The sequence below is a fragment of the Amycolatopsis japonica genome (assembly GCF_000732925.1).
Taxonomy (GTDB): domain Bacteria; phylum Actinomycetota; class Actinomycetes; order Mycobacteriales; family Pseudonocardiaceae; genus Amycolatopsis; species Amycolatopsis japonica.
On sequence record NZ_CP008953.1, the window covers coordinates 2,154,089 to 2,168,806 of the forward strand.

Annotated in this window: 16 protein-coding genes and 1 rRNA gene; 3 read left to right on the plus strand and 14 right to left on the minus strand. The window is 69.1% G+C overall.

The window, feature by feature from the left end:
- Positions 1-50: 50 nt before the first annotated feature.
- A 5S ribosomal RNA gene (rrf, locus tag AJAP_RS10480) occupies positions 51-167 on the plus strand.
- A gap of 329 nt (positions 168-496) precedes the next feature.
- Here rrf and AJAP_RS10485 read toward each other — a convergent pair.
- The 7 genes from AJAP_RS10485 to AJAP_RS10515 all read right to left on the minus strand — a co-directional run bounded on the left by AJAP_RS10485 (position 497) and on the right by AJAP_RS10515 (position 6,719).
- Complete coding sequence (locus AJAP_RS10485; protein WP_051972400.1) at positions 497-1,243, minus strand: SIR2 family NAD-dependent protein deacylase; 747 nt, start codon at positions 1,241-1,243, stop codon at positions 497-499.
- Between the two features lie 15 nt (positions 1,244-1,258).
- Positions 1,259-2,458, minus strand: a complete 1,200-nt coding sequence (locus tag AJAP_RS10490) for a L,D-transpeptidase (protein WP_038510100.1) — start codon at positions 2,456-2,458, stop codon at positions 1,259-1,261.
- Between the two features lie 92 nt (positions 2,459-2,550).
- Complete coding sequence (locus tag AJAP_RS10495; RefSeq protein ID WP_037344668.1) at positions 2,551-3,417, minus strand: patatin-like phospholipase family protein; 867 nt, start codon at positions 3,415-3,417, stop codon at positions 2,551-2,553.
- A 9-nt stretch (positions 3,418-3,426) separates the two neighbouring features.
- Positions 3,427-4,089 (minus strand): DedA family protein, encoded by a 663-nt coding sequence (locus AJAP_RS10500; protein WP_038510102.1) that lies wholly within the window; start codon positions 4,087-4,089, stop codon positions 3,427-3,429.
- A 61-nt stretch (positions 4,090-4,150) separates the two neighbouring features.
- Positions 4,151-5,152 (minus strand): lipoyl synthase, encoded by a 1,002-nt coding sequence (gene lipA / locus AJAP_RS10505; protein ID WP_038510106.1) that lies wholly within the window; start codon positions 5,150-5,152, stop codon positions 4,151-4,153.
- A 37-nt stretch (positions 5,153-5,189) separates the two neighbouring features.
- Positions 5,190-6,146 carry an oxidoreductase gene (locus AJAP_RS10510; RefSeq protein ID WP_038510109.1) on the minus strand — a complete coding sequence of 319 codons (957 nt, stop codon included), beginning with the start codon at positions 6,144-6,146 and terminating at the stop codon, positions 5,190-5,192.
- 42 nt (positions 6,147-6,188) lie between these two features.
- Entirely contained in the window at positions 6,189-6,719 is a 531-nt protein-coding gene (locus AJAP_RS10515; protein ID WP_038510111.1) for a hypothetical protein, read from the minus strand.
- A 132-nt stretch (positions 6,720-6,851) separates the two neighbouring features.
- Here AJAP_RS10515 and AJAP_RS10520 point away from each other — a divergent pair, with 132 nt between their 5' ends.
- Both AJAP_RS10520 and AJAP_RS10525 read left to right on the plus strand, forming a co-directional pair.
- Complete coding sequence (locus AJAP_RS10520; RefSeq protein WP_016336085.1) at positions 6,852-7,469, plus strand: TetR/AcrR family transcriptional regulator; 618 nt, start codon at positions 6,852-6,854, stop codon at positions 7,467-7,469.
- 25 nt (positions 7,470-7,494) lie between these two features.
- Positions 7,495-8,430, plus strand: coding sequence for an LLM class F420-dependent oxidoreductase (locus AJAP_RS10525; RefSeq protein ID WP_038522786.1), 936 nt, complete (start codon positions 7,495-7,497; stop codon positions 8,428-8,430).
- A 59-nt stretch (positions 8,431-8,489) separates the two neighbouring features.
- Here the strand turns inward: AJAP_RS10525 and AJAP_RS10530 are convergent, their stop codons facing one another.
- The 7 genes from AJAP_RS10530 to sucB form a co-directional block, all read right to left on the minus strand.
- Positions 8,490-8,771 (minus strand): hypothetical protein, encoded by a 282-nt coding sequence (locus AJAP_RS10530; protein ID WP_038510115.1) that lies wholly within the window; start codon positions 8,769-8,771, stop codon positions 8,490-8,492.
- 60 nt (positions 8,772-8,831) lie between these two features.
- The gene (lipB, locus tag AJAP_RS10535; protein WP_038510117.1) at positions 8,832-9,575 is read right to left on the minus strand and encodes a lipoyl(octanoyl) transferase LipB; all 744 of its coding nucleotides are present in this window, start codon (positions 9,573-9,575) and stop codon (positions 8,832-8,834) included.
- A gap of 10 nt (positions 9,576-9,585) precedes the next feature.
- A complete protein-coding gene (locus tag AJAP_RS10540; RefSeq protein ID WP_038510119.1) occupies positions 9,586-10,200 on the minus strand; it encodes a phosphatase PAP2 family protein in 615 nt (204 codons plus the stop codon).
- Positions 10,197-11,081, minus strand: a complete 885-nt coding sequence (locus AJAP_RS10545; RefSeq protein WP_038510122.1) for a TIGR01777 family oxidoreductase — start codon at positions 11,079-11,081, stop codon at positions 10,197-10,199. Before AJAP_RS10545 ends, AJAP_RS10540 begins: the two co-directional genes overlap by 4 nt.
- Before the next feature lie 14 nt (positions 11,082-11,095).
- Positions 11,096-11,596, minus strand: a complete 501-nt coding sequence (locus AJAP_RS10550; protein ID WP_038510125.1) for an ArsR/SmtB family transcription factor — start codon at positions 11,594-11,596, stop codon at positions 11,096-11,098.
- Between the two features lie 22 nt (positions 11,597-11,618).
- A complete protein-coding gene (locus AJAP_RS10555; RefSeq protein ID WP_038510127.1) occupies positions 11,619-12,701 on the minus strand; it encodes a serine hydrolase in 1,083 nt (360 codons plus the stop codon).
- Between the two features lie 218 nt (positions 12,702-12,919).
- Positions 12,920-14,683, minus strand: a complete 1,764-nt coding sequence (gene sucB, locus AJAP_RS10560) for a 2-oxoglutarate dehydrogenase, E2 component, dihydrolipoamide succinyltransferase (protein ID WP_038510131.1) — start codon at positions 14,681-14,683, stop codon at positions 12,920-12,922.
- Positions 14,684-14,718: the final 35 nt, after the last annotated feature.

A 14,718-nucleotide genomic window follows, 5' to 3' on the forward strand; every position in this document is an offset into this window, starting at 1 on the left:
GAAACACCACACCGTTCTGGAAACAGACAGTGTGTGTTGTTTCGTAGTGTTTCGGTGGTTATAGCGTCAGGGAAACGCCCGGTCCCATTCCGAACCCGGAAGCTAAGCCTGACAGCGCCGATGGTACTGCAACCGAAGGGTTGTGGGAGAGTAGGACACCGCCGGACTAACATTAGAAAAGAAGGAAAAGGGCCCAGGGCCTGGTCGAGAACCACGAGTTCTCCCAGACCTGGGCCCTTTTCTCATGCCCGAAACCGTCGCACGCGTGATCAGGCGCCGATCACGCGTGATTAGAGGGCGAACACGCGTGATCCCACGGACGACACAACCGGGCGCCGTGTCGTCCACCTGATCACGCGTGTCGTCCGTCTGATCACGCGAGATCCCTCCCCAAACACGCGAGATCCGCCTTCAATCACGCGAGTCACGGCCTCGATCACGCGAGTGACGGGATGAGGCACGTGAGGAGAGGGCGGAGCCCGGCGCATTTAGAGGACTAAATGCGGGAGGGGGCGAGGGCGGGGAGCGAGTCGGCGAGCGGGCCGCGGACGACGGCGGTGGCCATGGAGTCGTAGGGCGTTTCGGAGCCATTGCAGATGACCACCGCGGCGCCGGCGCGGGAAGCGACACTCACCAGCGAGGCGGCCGGCTGCACGCTCAGGGAAGACCCGGCCACCAGCAGGAGATCGCTGTCGGAGACGGCGGCTCGCGCGGCGCGGAGCAGGTTCTGGTCCAGGTGCTGGCCGAACGACACAGTGGCTGACTTCAGGATGCCGCCACACACCAGGCAGGGCGGGTCGGCCTCGCCTGCTCGGACCCGCTCCAGCGTCGAGCGCATGTCCCGGTGATCGTCACACGAGAGGCAGACGGACTCGAACATCGTCCCGTGCAGTTCCAGCACCCGCTCGGGCGGCGAGCCCGCCTTCTGGTGCAGCCGGTCGATGTTCTGGGTGATGATCCACGTCGGCGACAGGCGCTCGAGCGCGTAATGCGCCGCGTTCGGCACGGCGTCCCAGCCGGGATGCACCAGCCGCGCCTGCCAGGTCCGCTCCCGGACCTCGCGGCTGCCTTGGTACGCCTTGAGGTTCGACATCTTCTCCGCGCCGGGGTCGCGGGTCCACAGGCCCTGCGGGCCGCGGAAGTCGGGGATCCCCGAGTCCGTGGAGATCCCGGCGCCGGTCAGTGCGACGATCCGGCCGGCGCCGGCCACGAGGGCGCGGGCGGTGCTCAGGGTACTGGTCACCGGCCCATCATCCCTCTACTTGAGCGCGCTGCCCGCCTGCCAGTCCGCCCACGACTTCGACCAGTCGCCGTACAGGTCCCACACCGGCAGTTGCGGGCCACCGGAGTTCGTCACCTCGACGACGTCGCCGAGCCCCATGTTCTGGTAGAACCACTGCGCGTTGGCGGCGTTGAGGTTGATGCAGCCGTGCGACACGTTCGAGCTGCCCTGCGCGCCGACACTGTTCGGGTTCTCGTGGACGAACTCGCCGTCGTTGGAGATGCGCAGCGACCATTTCTCGTTCGACTTGTAGTACCCCGGCTGGCCCTGGCAGACGCCGTACGTGCACGAGTCCATCGTGTAATTCTCGTGTTTGTCCGAAATGACGTGCGCGCCCAAATGGGTCGGCGTGGCGTCCTTGCCCATGGAAATGGGCATCGATTTCGCGAGCTGACCGTTGTGGAAGATCTGCATCTGCTCGGTGTTGCCGTCGGCCTTCGCGACCCAGGAATCGTGCACTTTGTACGTTTCGGTGCGATCGGTCGCGCCGTACACGCCATTGCCGAAATCGACGCCGTAGATCATCGCCGACACCTTGAGCGTCGTCCCCGGCTGCCAATACACCTTGGGGCGGTAATGGACGTTCTTGTCGTCGATCCAGTACCAGGAGCCCTCCTGCTTCGGCGTCGACTCCACGGACAGCTTCTTCTCCACGTCGGCCTTGTTCTTCACCGGCTGGCCGAAGGTGAACACGATCGGCTGCCCGACACCGACACCGCCGGAAGCGACCGCCGAGGGCGCCGGGATCAGGTTCGGGTTCGCCTGCTGCTTCGGGCTCAGCGTGGAGACCCTGCTCTGTTGCTCGACGGGCTTTCCGTCGCTGCCCTGGGCATGCGCCACGATCTTGTAGGTGCTGCCGTAGCCGAGCGGTTCGGTGGTCTTCCAGCTGAGCCCGTCGCTCGCCAGTTCGCCCTTCACCTGGTTGCCCTTGTCGGCGTTGCTGACGGTGACGTCGATCAGCTTGCCGTGCTCGGCCTTGACCACCACCGGGGTCGCCGGATTGACGTTGGTCCCGCCCGCCGGGTCGATGGTCACCGAAACCGCGCTTTCGTCCGATCCGGCGCTCGGGCCGGATGAATTCGAGGTACCGGAGTCGCCAGTGGAAGAGCAGGCCGAGATCAGCAGTATCGCGGCGAGTATTCCGGCCGCCGAAAGTAATGTCTTCTTGGGAAACATGAGATTCTCTTTTTACTTCGCTCGATCAGCGGAAAGTTCTCTTTCAAAACTACGCGACGAAGAAGACGTGATCGATGCCGGATGGTTGCTTCTCAGTCCACGACGAGACCGGGCGCACCATAAAGACCGGGGCCATCGACACTCAATTCACCCAAATAGGTCTTCGCGGCGTCGTAGGCCTCGGCGGTCAGTGCCGCGGTGTGGCTGAAGTCCAGCGGGCTGACCCGTACCGGCTTCGGCCCCGGCACGTAGACCACGGGCACCTCGGCCGCGGCGATCGGCGCCTCCAGGACCGCCTGGTTCCGCATGCTGATCATCGCGGTGAACATCATGACCTCGGCGAAGGTCTGCGGGGTGCCGGGCATCTTGCCGGGAAAGGCGCAGTCGAGGACGACGAGCGATTTCGCGCCCATGGCGAGCGCCTGGCGCATCGGCACGTTGGCGACCAGGCCGCCGTCGTAGAGCATGCGCTCACCGAAGGGCACCGGCGGATAGATCCCCGGAATCGCGCAACTGGCCAGCAGGGGCGCCAGAACGGGCCCGGAACGGATCAGCAGAGGCTCGGCCGTGTCGACGTCCGTCGCGACGACACCCAGCGGCAGCGCGAGATCTTCGAAGCGGACGCCCTCGCCGATGTGCTCGTCGACGATCGCGGCGAGCCCGGTGTTGGGGAACAGGTTGGTCTTGCTGTGCCGCAGGGTCCGCACCTGGCTGAGCACACCGCCGGGGAACGCCTCGTGCCGCGTCATCCGCGACCAGATCCGGTCGAGCCTGCCGCTCGATTCACCCCCGAGGGCGAGCACGGCGGCGTTCAGCGAACCCACCGAGGTGCCGACGACGAGGTCGGGCGCGACGCCCGCTTCCGTGAGGGCACGCAGCATCCCGACCTGCATCGCCCCGAGACTGCCGCCGCCACCGAGGACGAAACCGATCGGCTGGGGCAGGTTCAGGGCGGTCATGCCCGGAATCTAGTCGTCCGCGCCGATCTTCGCCGGGGTGGCTTCTTCGGCTGTGACCGCGAGCGCTTTCTTCTTCTTGTAGCGCAGCAAGAAGAACACCGCGACACCGACGAGCACGCCGACGATGACCAGGCCACCGGTGTTGAGCGCGCCTTCGACTTTCTTGGCGGCCTCGCCGAGCGCGGCACCGATACCGATGTGGATGGCCGACCAGCAGGCCGCGCCCGCCGCGGCGGCGGGCAGGAACTTACGGAAGGGCAGGCCCGAGGTGCCGGAGGCGGCTGGGGTCAGCGTGCGGATCACCGGAAGGAACCGCGCGAAGAACACCGCCCACGCGCCTCTCCGTTCAAGCACCCCCGTCGCCTTGTCCCAGGCGTCGAGTCCGTACTTGCGGATCAGCTTCGTCTCGCGCAGGCGTGGGCCGAAGCGTTTGCCGATCGCGTAGCCGAGCGAGTCGCCGAGTGCGGCGCAGACCGTCACGACCGCCCACAGGGTCAGGAAGCGCGAGACCGACGTCGCCGTCGTGGCCGCGACCAGCAGCCCCGATTCACCGGGGGCGATGAAGCCCAGCCCGATGGTGCATTCGGCGAACACCAGTCCGCCGGTCGCCGCGACCAGTCCCGGTTCCGGGAGTCCCTGCAGCCAGTTCAGAAGATCGGTTACCAACGCCACCAGGTCACTTTACTGATTCGTGACCTGGTGGGTGGCGATGTCGCGAAGAGGGTGACCGGAGTCACCGGGCCAGCAGCGAGCTGGCTTCCTGCGCGGCGGGCCCTTCGGCGGCGAGGTGGGCCAGGTTCTCCGACAGCGGCTCCCCGCGGTGGGCCTTCGTCTGGGCGAACAGCCGACCGGCGCGGTACGACGAGCGGACCAGCGGCCCGGCCATGACGCCGGCGAAGCCCATGGCCTCGGCGGCGTTCGAGTGCTCGACGAACTCTTCGGGCTTGACCCAGCGGTCCACCGGGTGGTGACGCGGTGACGGGCGCAGGTACTGGGTGATCGTGAGGATCTCGCAGCCCGCGTCGACCAGGTCCTTCATCGCCGGAGCCACCTCCTCCGGCGTCTCACCCATGCCGAGGATCAGGTTCGACTTCGTCACCAGACCGGCCTCACGAGCCTTCGTGATGACCTCCAGCGACCGCGCGTACCGGAAGCCGGGCCGGATCCGCTTGAAGATCCGCGGCACGGTCTCGACGTTGTGCGCGAGCACCTCGGGACGTGAACCGAAGACCTCGGCCAGCTGCTCCGGATCCGCGTTGAAATCCGGGATCAACAGCTCGACACCGGTGCCGGGGTTCAGCGCGTGGATCTGACGGACGGTCTCGGCGTACAGCCACGCACCACCATCCTCCAGGTCATCGCGCGCGACACCGGTCACGGTCGAATAGCGCAGGCCCATCGCCTGGACGCTTTCGGCGACCTTGCGCGGCTCGGTGCGGTCCAGCTCGGCGGGTTTGCCGGTGTCGATCTGGCAGAAGTCACAGCGCCGGGTGCACTGGTCGCCGCCGATCAGGAACGTCGCCTCGCGGTCTTCCCAGCACTCGTAGATGTTGGGACAGCCGGCTTCTTCGCAGACGGTGTGGAGGCCTTCGCGGCGCACCAGGCCTTTGAGTTCGGTGAACTCCGGACCCATCCGGGCGCGCGTCTTGATCCACGACGGCTTCTTTTCGATGGGAGTCTGGGAATTCCGGACCTCGAGCCGCAACAGCTTGCGGCCATCTGGGGCAGCACTCACACCGTCACCCTACGCCCGCCGGAGCAGTGGTCGCCGCTCACGCGGGGTCGGGGGTGACGCCCGTCAACTTGGTGGTCACGTCCCACAACGCGGCGCCGAGCGATTCGCTCCGCGCGGCTGCCAGCGGGCGCACCTTGACCGGGGCGCCGCGAAGTCCGCCGAGCCCGCGAGGGCCGATGTAATCGCCGCCTTCGGCCTCCGGGGAGGTCGCCGCGAACAGCTGCGGGAGCGTGCCCTGGCGGGCGCTCTGCGCGATGAAGATCTCGCCGATCCGGTTGCCCCCGGCGACGAGCGCGCGGACCACCGGGTTGCGGTAGGAGCGGGCCATCCCCGAGCCGAGTCCGGTCCAGGTGTAGCCGGGGTGCGCCGCCACGCTGATGACGTCCTCGCCCGCGGCACGCAGCCTGCGGTCGAGTTCGAGCGCGAACACCTGATTGGCGAGTTTCGACTGGCCGTAGGCCGAGCCCGGGTTGTACATCCGGCGCTCGAAGTTCGGGTCGGCGACGTCGATGCGCGCGCCCGTCGCCGCGACACTCGACAGGGTGACGACACGCGGTCCCCAGCCGCGGCGCAGTGACGGCATCAGCAGCCAGGTCAGCACCGCGTGCCCGAGATGGTTCGTGCCGAACTGGGTTTCGAAACCGTCCTTGGTGTGGCCGCGTGGGGTCGCCATCACGCCCGCGTTGTTGACCAGGACGTCGAGCTTGCCGTCCGTCAACTCCTCGACCTTCTTCGCGGCTTCGCGGACCGAGTCGAGGTCGGCGAGGTCCAGCCGGACGAGCCCGGGCGCTTTCCCGGTCGCGGCCGCGCGTACCTGCTCCAGCGCCTTGGCGCCGCGTTCCGGCGACCGGCAGCCGAGCAGCACGCGGGCCCCCTTGCCCGCGAGCACCTCGGACATCCGCAACCCCAGCCCCGAGTTCGCGCCGGTGACGAATACGGTCCGGCCGGTCTGATCCGGGATGTCGGCCTCGGTCCAGCGCGCGTGAGCAGCCATGTCGGTACCTAACTACATCGTCGGCGGGGCCGCTACGCCGGATCAGGCGCTCGGCGCGAGCAACCTGAGCAGGTGACCCATGGGGCTGCGGCGGCGGGCGGGCTTCGCGTGCCGTCCGTGCCGGAGCAGGGTGGCGAACGCGCTGCCGACCTGGGTGATCTCGTCGACCGGTTCCTTGCCGTCGGCCAGCCCCGCCGTCAGCGCGAGCGTGCGCAGTTCGGCTTCGTGCGACGGGATCAGCGCGGGGCACCGATCGAGGGCCGCGTCGAGAACGGCGCGGAGGGTCTCGTGTTCGGTGGTGGCGCTGTTCCAGGCGCGGGTGACGGCTTCGACCCTGTCGAGCGCGAGGTCCTGGTCCGCGTAGTCCGGATCGGTCATCTCGGCGCGGAGGTGACCGGCGAACACCTGGTTCCACTTGTACCGGAGCGCGACCAGAAGCTCCTCTTCGGTCGCGAAGTACTTGGTGGCGCCGGGGATTTCTTCGAGTGAGATGGCGTCGGACGGGTGGTGACCCGCCTGGCGCAGTGCGGCTTCGAGGATGTCGCGCCGCTGGTAGAAGTCGTTCCAGCTCATGATGTGGGCTCCCCTCCGTGACCCGGTTCATACCGCAGGTTTGCGGCATACTCCCGGTACGGACCTGACAGCAGTCAACATACCATGGGTATGGAGCGGGACCGGCGGCGTAAAGTTGTGAAGGTGGCGACAATGAGGTCAAGGCGGCTGGACTATTCCGAGTCCACCCGGTCGGCGCTCGTCGAGAGTGCCGTCGAGCTGTTCACCAAACGCGGGTACGCCGGCACGTCTCTCGACGAGATCGCCAAACGGGCCAGGGTGACGAAAGGCGCGCTGTACCACCATTTCAGTGGGAAGCAGGCGTTGTTCGAGGCGGCCTTCGACACCGTCGAGAGCCAGGTCTTCGACCGGCTCGAAAAGATCATGAACGGCCCGGCCTCGCCGTGGGAGCGGGCGCTCGCGGGGTTGCGCGGCTTCCTGCAGAGCTGCCTCGACCCGGCGTACCAGCGCATCGCGATCCACGAGGCGCCGGTGGTGATGGGCTGGGAACGCTGGCGCGAGGCGGAGGAGCGGTGCAGCTTCGGCCTGGTCCGCACCGGGATCCAGTCGCTCATCGAGGTCGGCGAGGTCGACGACGTCCCGGTGGACGTCACCGCGCGGCTGCTGTTCGGCGCGTTGTCGAGCGCGGCGATCGAGATCGCTTCGTCGCCCGAGCCGAAGAAGGTCAGCGCCCAGGTCGAGGAGGTGCTGGTGCGGCTGCTCGTCGGATTCCGCCGTGTTCCGCCCGCCGAGCACGGGAAAGCGAGCTGACGAAGCCGTCTATAGGGTGGCTTTCGTGGACCTCAGGATCTTTACCGAGCCCCAGCAGGGGGCCAGTTACGAAGACCTGCTCCGGGTGGCGAAGGCCACCGAGGACGCGGGCTACGACGCCTTCTTCCGCAGCGACCACTACCTGAAGATGGGTTCGGCGACCGGGTTGCCGGGGCCGACCGACGCGTGGATCACCCTCGCGGGTCTCGCCCGCGAGACGCGCCGCGTGCGGCTGGGCACCCTCGTCACCGCCGCCACCTTCCGGCATCCGTCGGTGCTCGCGATCTCGGTCGCGCAGGTGGACCAGATGTCCGGCGGCCGCGTCGAGCTCGGCCTCGGCTCGGGCTGGTACGACGACGAGCACACCGCCTACGGCCTCGACCTGCCGCCGATCAAGGAGCGCTTCGACCGCTACGCCGAGCAACTCGCCGTCGTCACCGGGCTGTGGGAGACGCCGGAGGGGGAGACGTTCTCCTTCGACGGCGAGCACTACAAGCTCGTCGACTCGCCCGGCCTGCCCAAGCCGGCGCAGCGGCCCCGGCCGCCGGTGATCATCGGTGGTGGCGGCAAGAAGCGCACCCCGGCGCTCGCCGCCCGCTACGCGGACGAGTTCAACCTGCCGTTCGTCGGCCCGGACTTCGCCGCCGAGCAGTTCGGCCGCGTCGACGACGCCGCGCGCGAGATCGGCCGCGACCCGAAGGAGATCATCCGGTCGGCCGCGCTCGTCGTCGCCGTGGGGCGTGACGACGCCGAGGTCGCGAAGCGTGCTTCGGTGCTTGGGCGCGAGGTCTCCGAGCTGCGGGAGAACGGGCTCGCGGGGACGCCGTCGGAGGTCGTCGAGAAGGTCGGGCAGTGGCGGGAGAAGACCGGGATCACCCGGCTCTACCTGCAGCTGCTGGACCTTTCGGATCTGGACCAGGTCGAGCTGATCGCTTCCGAGGTCGCTCCTCAGCTGGACTGAAGTACATGAAGGCCCCCTTCCTTGCGCCAGGCGCAAGGAAGGGGGCCTTCATGTACTTGTCAGACGTATTCGACGTCCACGCTGGCGATGGAGCCGCCAGGGCTGAACGAGACACCCGAAGGGTTGCCGTTCACCGCCGGGTAGCCCTCTTCCCGGGTGCAGTGCACTCGGCAGTACTGGACGACGACCTTGTAGGTCCCGCTCGGACAGAAGCCCGCGGCCCAGGTCGAGCCGTTGGTTTCGGTCCAGCAGCCCGGTGGCACCGCCGAGGCGACGCCGGGGGTGGCCAGCAGTCCGCCGACGGCGGCTGCGACCGCCGCGGCATACGCGAATCTGCGCATGATCTCCTCCCAGTGGGACCGCGGCGCTTCCACGGCCCTACTGGGAGCTTGGCACAGGAATCAGCTCTGCAGAGCGAAAGTGACGCCCGGGGCGGCCGGGGCTTCGGGACGCGGCAGCCAGCGCTCGTCGTTCACCGCCAGCTCGCCTTCCAGCGCCGCGAGCACGGCCTCACGCGCCATCGGCAGCACCGACGCGACGGTGACCTCGCGGTCGAGCTCGTAGGAAAGCGAAGTCACGCCCGCGTCCCGGATGCCGCACGGGACGATCTTGTCGAAGGCGCCGAGGTCGGCGTTGCAGTTCAGCTCGAAACCGTGCATGGTCACGCCGCGCTGGACGCGGATGCCGATCGCGGCGATCTTCCGCTCCGGGCCGCGGTCGTCGGCGGGGATCCAGACGCCGCTGCGGCCCTCGACCCGGCCGGTGTGCACGCCGAGCTGGTCGCAAACGGTGATCAGGGCCTCTTCGAGACGCCGCACGTAGTGCACGACGTCGATCGGGTCGGCGAGTTTGATGATCGGGTACCCGACCAGCTGGCCGGGTCCGTGCCAGGTGATCTTGCCGCCGCGGTCGACGTCGATCACCGGGGTGCCGTCGGTCGGCCTGTCCTCGGCTTCGGTGCGCTTGCCCGCCGTGTACACGGACGGGTGTTCCAGCAGCAGCATGGTGTCGGGACCCTCGCCGTCGGCACGGGCTGTCATGTGGCGGCGCTGGAGTTCCCAGGCTTCGGTGTAGTCGATCGTCCCGATCTCGCGGACGTCGACGGGCTCGGTGGCGGCACGGCATGACGTGGTCGAAGAGCTCACGTCAGCGACACTACGCCGGGTCTTTCGGCAGGGGGAGCAGGCCCAGCCAGGCCGCCGAAATCAGGCCCACGCCACCCACCGCCAGTACGGATCCCGCGGTGTCGGTCAGCCAGTGCACGCCCAGCACGATGCGGCAGAGCGCGCCGAGCACCGTCGCGGCGGCGGCGATCGTGATCGCCAGGCGCGCGAGACGCGGCCGGGTCCACGCGCACAGCAGCACCGCGACGAATCCCGTGCACGCGACGGCGACCACGTGCCCGCTCGGGTAACTCAGATCGGGGAATTCGCGTGGCCGCTCCCGGTAGAAGGCCGGTTTCGCGATCAGGCTGGTCAGGCGGCACAACAGCAGGACGACGGCCAGCTTGACGCACAGGACGGTCAGGTCCCGGCGGCGCCAGGCGATCACCACCAGCACGGCGCCCAGCGCGAACGGCAGCACCGGGCCGAGAACGTGCGTGACCAGGCCGGCCACCTGCCCGGCGGGCCGGGTGTGCTGGTCGCGGAACGCGTCGGCGAGGGCGACGTCCACCGGCGGCGGCCGCTCGTCGACGGACAGCCCGAGTGTGACGAAGCCGACCAGCAGCAGGATTCCGGCGAGGGTGTACAGCCCGCGCTGCAAGGTCATGTCGCGGCGGCCAGCGCGTCCTCGAGGGTCGGATGGCGGAAGGCGTATCCCGCCTCCTCCAGCGCACGCGGCATGGCGCGCTGCCCGAACAGCGCCATCTCCTCCGCCGCCTGCCCGAGGGCGATCTTCATGGCGAAACCCGGTACCTGCCAGATCGCCGGGCGGTGCACGGCGCGGCCCAGCGCCTTCGTGAAGGCGGCGTTCGTGGCGGGCTGCGGCCCCGAGAGATTCACCGCGCCCGATAGCGATTCGTTCTCCAGCGCGAAAACGATCGCGCCGACCTCGTCGTCGAGCGAGATCCAGGGCATGTACTGCTTGCCGTCGCCGAGTTTCCCGCCGAGCCCCAACCGGAACAGCGGCCGCAGGACGTCCAGGAGCCCGCCCTTGCGTGCGAGCACCAGCCCGGTGCGGATACGCACGACGCGCGCTCCGGCGGTGGCCGCGGACTCGGTGGCGCCTTCCCACGCGGTGCAGAGCTCGGCGAGGAAACCGCGGCCCACCGGGCTCGTTTCGTCCACAAGGGACGGACCGGGATCGCCGTAGTAGCCCACGGCGGAAGCATTGACCAGCACCGGGATCCCGTGTTCGGCGACGGCTTCCGCGAGAACCTCCGTCGGTTCGACCCGGCTGTCGAGGAGCACCTGCTTGCGGGCCGCGCTCCAGCGTCCGGGCAGCAACGGCGCGCCCGCGAGGTTCACGACCGCGTCGACGCCGTCGAGCGCGCCGTCGGCGATCTCGCCCGCCGGGGGATCCCAGCGGCGCTCGTCGGCCGCCCGTTCCTCCCGGCGGACGAGGCGGACGACCTCGTGCCCGGAACGGCGTAACCGTGTCGTCAGGGAGGTGCCGATCAGTCCGCTCGCGCCCGCGATCAGAACTCGCATGATCCGATCGTGTCCTATCCGCGATCCGGTCGCACGCTCAGGTTCTTCAGTTGCCCGGCGACGTCCGACGCGGCGGTCAGCAGCACCAGCACCGGGATCGTCGCGGTGGGACGAAGCCGGTAACTGCCGCGCTTGTCCTGCTCGACGATCCCGGCGCCGGTCAGCGCCTTGAGATGGTGGTACAGCTGGCCGGGCGACCCGAGATCGGCGGCCTCCTGCAGGGCGGGCGCGGTCTGCGCGCCCTTCTCGGCCAGCGTCCGCACGAGCGCCACCCGCGCCGTGCTGGACAGGGCCGCGAGCACCTCGACCCGCGGCCCGTCCTCGAATGCCAGCATCGGACCGGGCGTGATGGTGATGGCCCAGCTCAGCTCGAGGGGCTCGGTCAGCTCGCCGTGGTAGCCGACGAGCCCGCCGGGGCTCGCCGCCGGCTCGGCCTGGTGCTCGCCGTGCCGGTCTTCGAGCGCGGCGACCCGTGCTTCGAGGGCGGCGATCCGGTCGGCGAGCTCAGCGTCCATGCCGGTTATCTATACCTGCGTCTCAGCAGAGCGCTCGTTCCAGGGCGCTGAAGCGTGCCGGATCGGACAATGCCGCGATCAAGACGTCGAGGAGCACCGGGGCGTTCGCGATTTCCTGATCGCTCACGCAGGTGAACAGGATGGCCGCGGTACCCGAACGTCCGCCCGGCCAGCGAACGGAAAGCCCCGTGGTCAGTGAGCGCGGCAGGCTTCCGCCCTTGAAGAGCACTTCGCTCGCTCCGGGTGGCACACGGTCCGCGAGCGGCTTCGCGAGGATCTCGCGCGCGGTCGGGTACAGCCCGTTCGCGATACCGCGGTGCAGCGCGAACAGATCCGCCGCCGAACCCTGGCCGTGCCCCTTGATCCACGGCCATTGGGCTTCGGGGGTGCTCGGCATGTCCGGCCAGCGCCTGAGCGCTTCGGCGCGGAACGCCCGATCGCGGACGAAGCGCCGCGCGACCGCGTCACCCATGGCCCGGCGGACCGCGGCCGGGCTGCCGGGCGGGGGCGCGTACTCCGGCATGATCAGCATCAGGACCTCGCCGCCGAGCGAACGGGTGTCCGGCCGGAACCAGCCGCTCCGCGCCGCCGCGCGCTGGAGGGCCGGGTCGCCGAGGCGGGTGCGGAGATAGTCCGTGGCGGCGTTGTCGCTGAAGAAGATCATCGCTTCGGCGAGCCTGGCCAGGGAGACACGCTGCTCGGGATCCTTGGCGATGCCGTAGTCGTCGCAGGGGACGCCCAGCCGGTTGAGCGCCAGGAAGTGCGCGCGGCCATCGCCCACGAACGGGTGGTGGGCGTCCCAGTCGCCCATCCTGATCTGTTCCTTCGGATCGAGCCTGCCCTCGGCGACCGCGACGGCGTACGCGCTGAGATGCACGACCTTGATCGACGAGGCCATGACGCGCCGGACGTCGGGGTTGTGCGCGGCCCGGCGGCCGTCGCCGTCGTCGATCAGGACGGAGACGTCGTACCGGTGTGCGGCGATCCAGTCGAGCCAGCCCTGTTCGGTCGTCGTGTCCGGCTGGGTCGCGCTCGCGGTCCCCGGCAGCAGCAGCGCGGCCGATCCCGCGGCGGCACCCGCCAGCAGATGGCGTCTGGTCAGCATGGTCGATACCCTCCCTCTTGTTTTCCGTAATTCCGGAATACTAGAGTTCCAGGTGGCTGTCAAACTCCTCGCATTTCGTCCTCTGAATGCGGTAGTTCGTCATGCCAACGACCGCATTCAGAGGACGAAATGCGGGAGGGGAGAGGAGAAGGGGAGGGAAAGGCGAAGGCCCCCGCCCCGCCGAAGCGGGACGAGGGCCTTCACGGACTACCGGAGGATCAGAGACCGAGCTCGTCCTCGAAGTTGCCCTCTTCCAGACGCTGCTTGATCGTCGTGACGAAGCGGCCCGCGTCGGCCCCGTCCACCAGGCGGTGGTCGTAGGTCAGCGGCAGGAACGCCATCGACCGGACGGCGATGGTGTCGTTGCCGTCGGCGTCCGCGATCACGACCGGGCGCTTCACGACCGCGCCGGTACCGAGCATGCCGGACTGCGGCTGCACGATGATCGGCGTGTCGAACAGGGCGCCGTTGGAGCCGATGTTCGTGATCGTGAAGGTGCCACCCGACAGCTCGTCCGGCTTGATCTGGCCCGAACGCGCGCGGCCCGCCAGGTCGGCGATGCGGTGCGCGAGACCGGCGAGGCTGAGCTCACCCGCGTCGTGGATGACCACCGACAGCAGACCCTTTTCGGTGTCCACCGCGATCCCCAGGTGCACCGCACCGTGGTAGGTGATCTCCTTCGTGTCCTCGTTGTAGGACGCGTTGACGTTCGGGTGCTGCTTGAGCGCCTCGACGGTGGCCTTCGCGAAGAACGGCAGGAACGTCAGGTTGACGCCCTCGCGCTCCTTGAAGGCCGCCTTCGCCCGCTGGCGGAGCTTGGCGATCTTCGTGACGTCCACCTCGTGGACCTGCGTGAGCTGCGCGGAAACCTGCAGCGACTCGCGGGTCTTCGTGGCGGTGATCTGGCGGATCCGGCTGGCCTTCTGCACGGTGCCGCGCAGGGCCGCGAGCTCCGGCGAAACCGCGGCCTTGCGCGGAGCCGACGGGGCGGCGGCCGGGGCGGCGGCAGCGGGCTGCGCGGCCGGAGCCGGGGCGGCCTTCTGCTTGGCCTCGGCGGCCGCGAGCACGTCCTGCTTGCGGATGCGGCCACCGACGCCGCTGCCGGACAGCGACGACAGGTCGATGCCGTGCTCCGAAGCGAGCTTGCGGACCAGCGGCGTCACGTACGGCGCGTTGTCCGAGCCGTTGTCGCTGCTCGCTGCCGGCTTCGGTGCCTCGGCCTTGGGGGCCGGGGCGGCCTGCGGAGCCGGGGCGGGCTTCGGCGCGGGAGCCGCTTCGGCCTTGGGCTCGGGCTTCGGTTCCGGCTTGGGCTCCGGCTTCGGCTCGGGCTTGGGTTCCGGCTTCGGCTCGGCCTTCGGGGCCGGGGCGGAACCGGCGGCACCGATCACCGCGAGCACACCGCCGACCTCGACGGTCTCGTCCTCACCGGCGCGGATCTCCAGCACGGTGCCGGCGACCGGGGACGGGACCTCGGTGTCGACCTTGTCCGTGGAGATCTCGAGCAGCGGCTCGTCGACCTCGACGCTCTCGCCGACCTGCTTGAGCCACCGGGTGACGGTGCCCTCGGTGACGCTCTCGCCCAGCTCGGGCAGCTTCACCTCGGTGCCTTCGCCGCCCGAAGCCGGCGCGGTGTCCGGCTGGGACGGCGCGGAGGCCTCTTCCTGAGCGGGCTCCGGCTCGGGCTCCGGCTGCGCCTCTTCGGCGGCCGGCTCGGCCGAACCGGAGGACTCCGGCACGCCGCCGGTCCCGTCGTCGATGACGGCGAGCTCGCCGCCGACCTCGACGGTCTCGTCTTCCTGAGCGCTGATCTTCACGACCTTGCCGGCGACCGGGGACGGGACCTCGGTGTCGACCTTGTCCGTGGAGATCTCGAGCAACGGCTCGTCGACCTCGACGGTGTCGCCCTCCTGCTTCAACCACCGGGTGACGGTGCCCTCGGTGACGCTCTCACCGAGCTCCGGCAACGTGACGGAGTAGGCCATCGTTCGCTGACTCCCTTGATATGTCTTGCTTGGTC

Coding starts and splice junctions, on each gene's coding strand:
- AJAP_RS10490 (WP_038510100.1), bottom strand. CDS start 2,458: ATGTTTCCCAAGAAGACATTACTTTCGGCGGCCGGAATACTCGCCGCG.
- AJAP_RS10495 (WP_037344668.1), bottom strand. CDS start 3,417: ATGACCGCCCTGAACCTGCCCCAGCCGATCGGTTTCGTCCTCGGTGGC.
- AJAP_RS10510 (WP_038510109.1), bottom strand. CDS start 6,146: ATGGCTGCTCACGCGCGCTGGACCGAGGCCGACATCCCGGATCAGACC.
- AJAP_RS10515 (WP_038510111.1), bottom strand. CDS start 6,719: ATGAGCTGGAACGACTTCTACCAGCGGCGCGACATCCTCGAAGCCGCA.
- AJAP_RS10520 (WP_016336085.1), top strand. CDS start 6,852: ATGAGGTCAAGGCGGCTGGACTATTCCGAGTCCACCCGGTCGGCGCTC.
- AJAP_RS10530 (WP_038510115.1), bottom strand. CDS start 8,771: ATGCGCAGATTCGCGTATGCCGCGGCGGTCGCAGCCGCCGTCGGCGGA.
- AJAP_RS10540 (WP_038510119.1), bottom strand. CDS start 10,200: ATGACCTTGCAGCGCGGGCTGTACACCCTCGCCGGAATCCTGCTGCTG.
- AJAP_RS10545 (WP_038510122.1), bottom strand. CDS start 11,081: ATGCGAGTTCTGATCGCGGGCGCGAGCGGACTGATCGGCACCTCCCTG.
- AJAP_RS10550 (WP_038510125.1), bottom strand. CDS start 11,596: ATGGACGCTGAGCTCGCCGACCGGATCGCCGCCCTCGAAGCACGGGTC.
- AJAP_RS10555 (WP_038510127.1), bottom strand. CDS start 12,701: ATGCTGACCAGACGCCATCTGCTGGCGGGTGCCGCCGCGGGATCGGCC.
- sucB (WP_038510131.1), bottom strand. CDS start 14,683: ATGGCCTACTCCGTCACGTTGCCGGAGCTCGGTGAGAGCGTCACCGAG.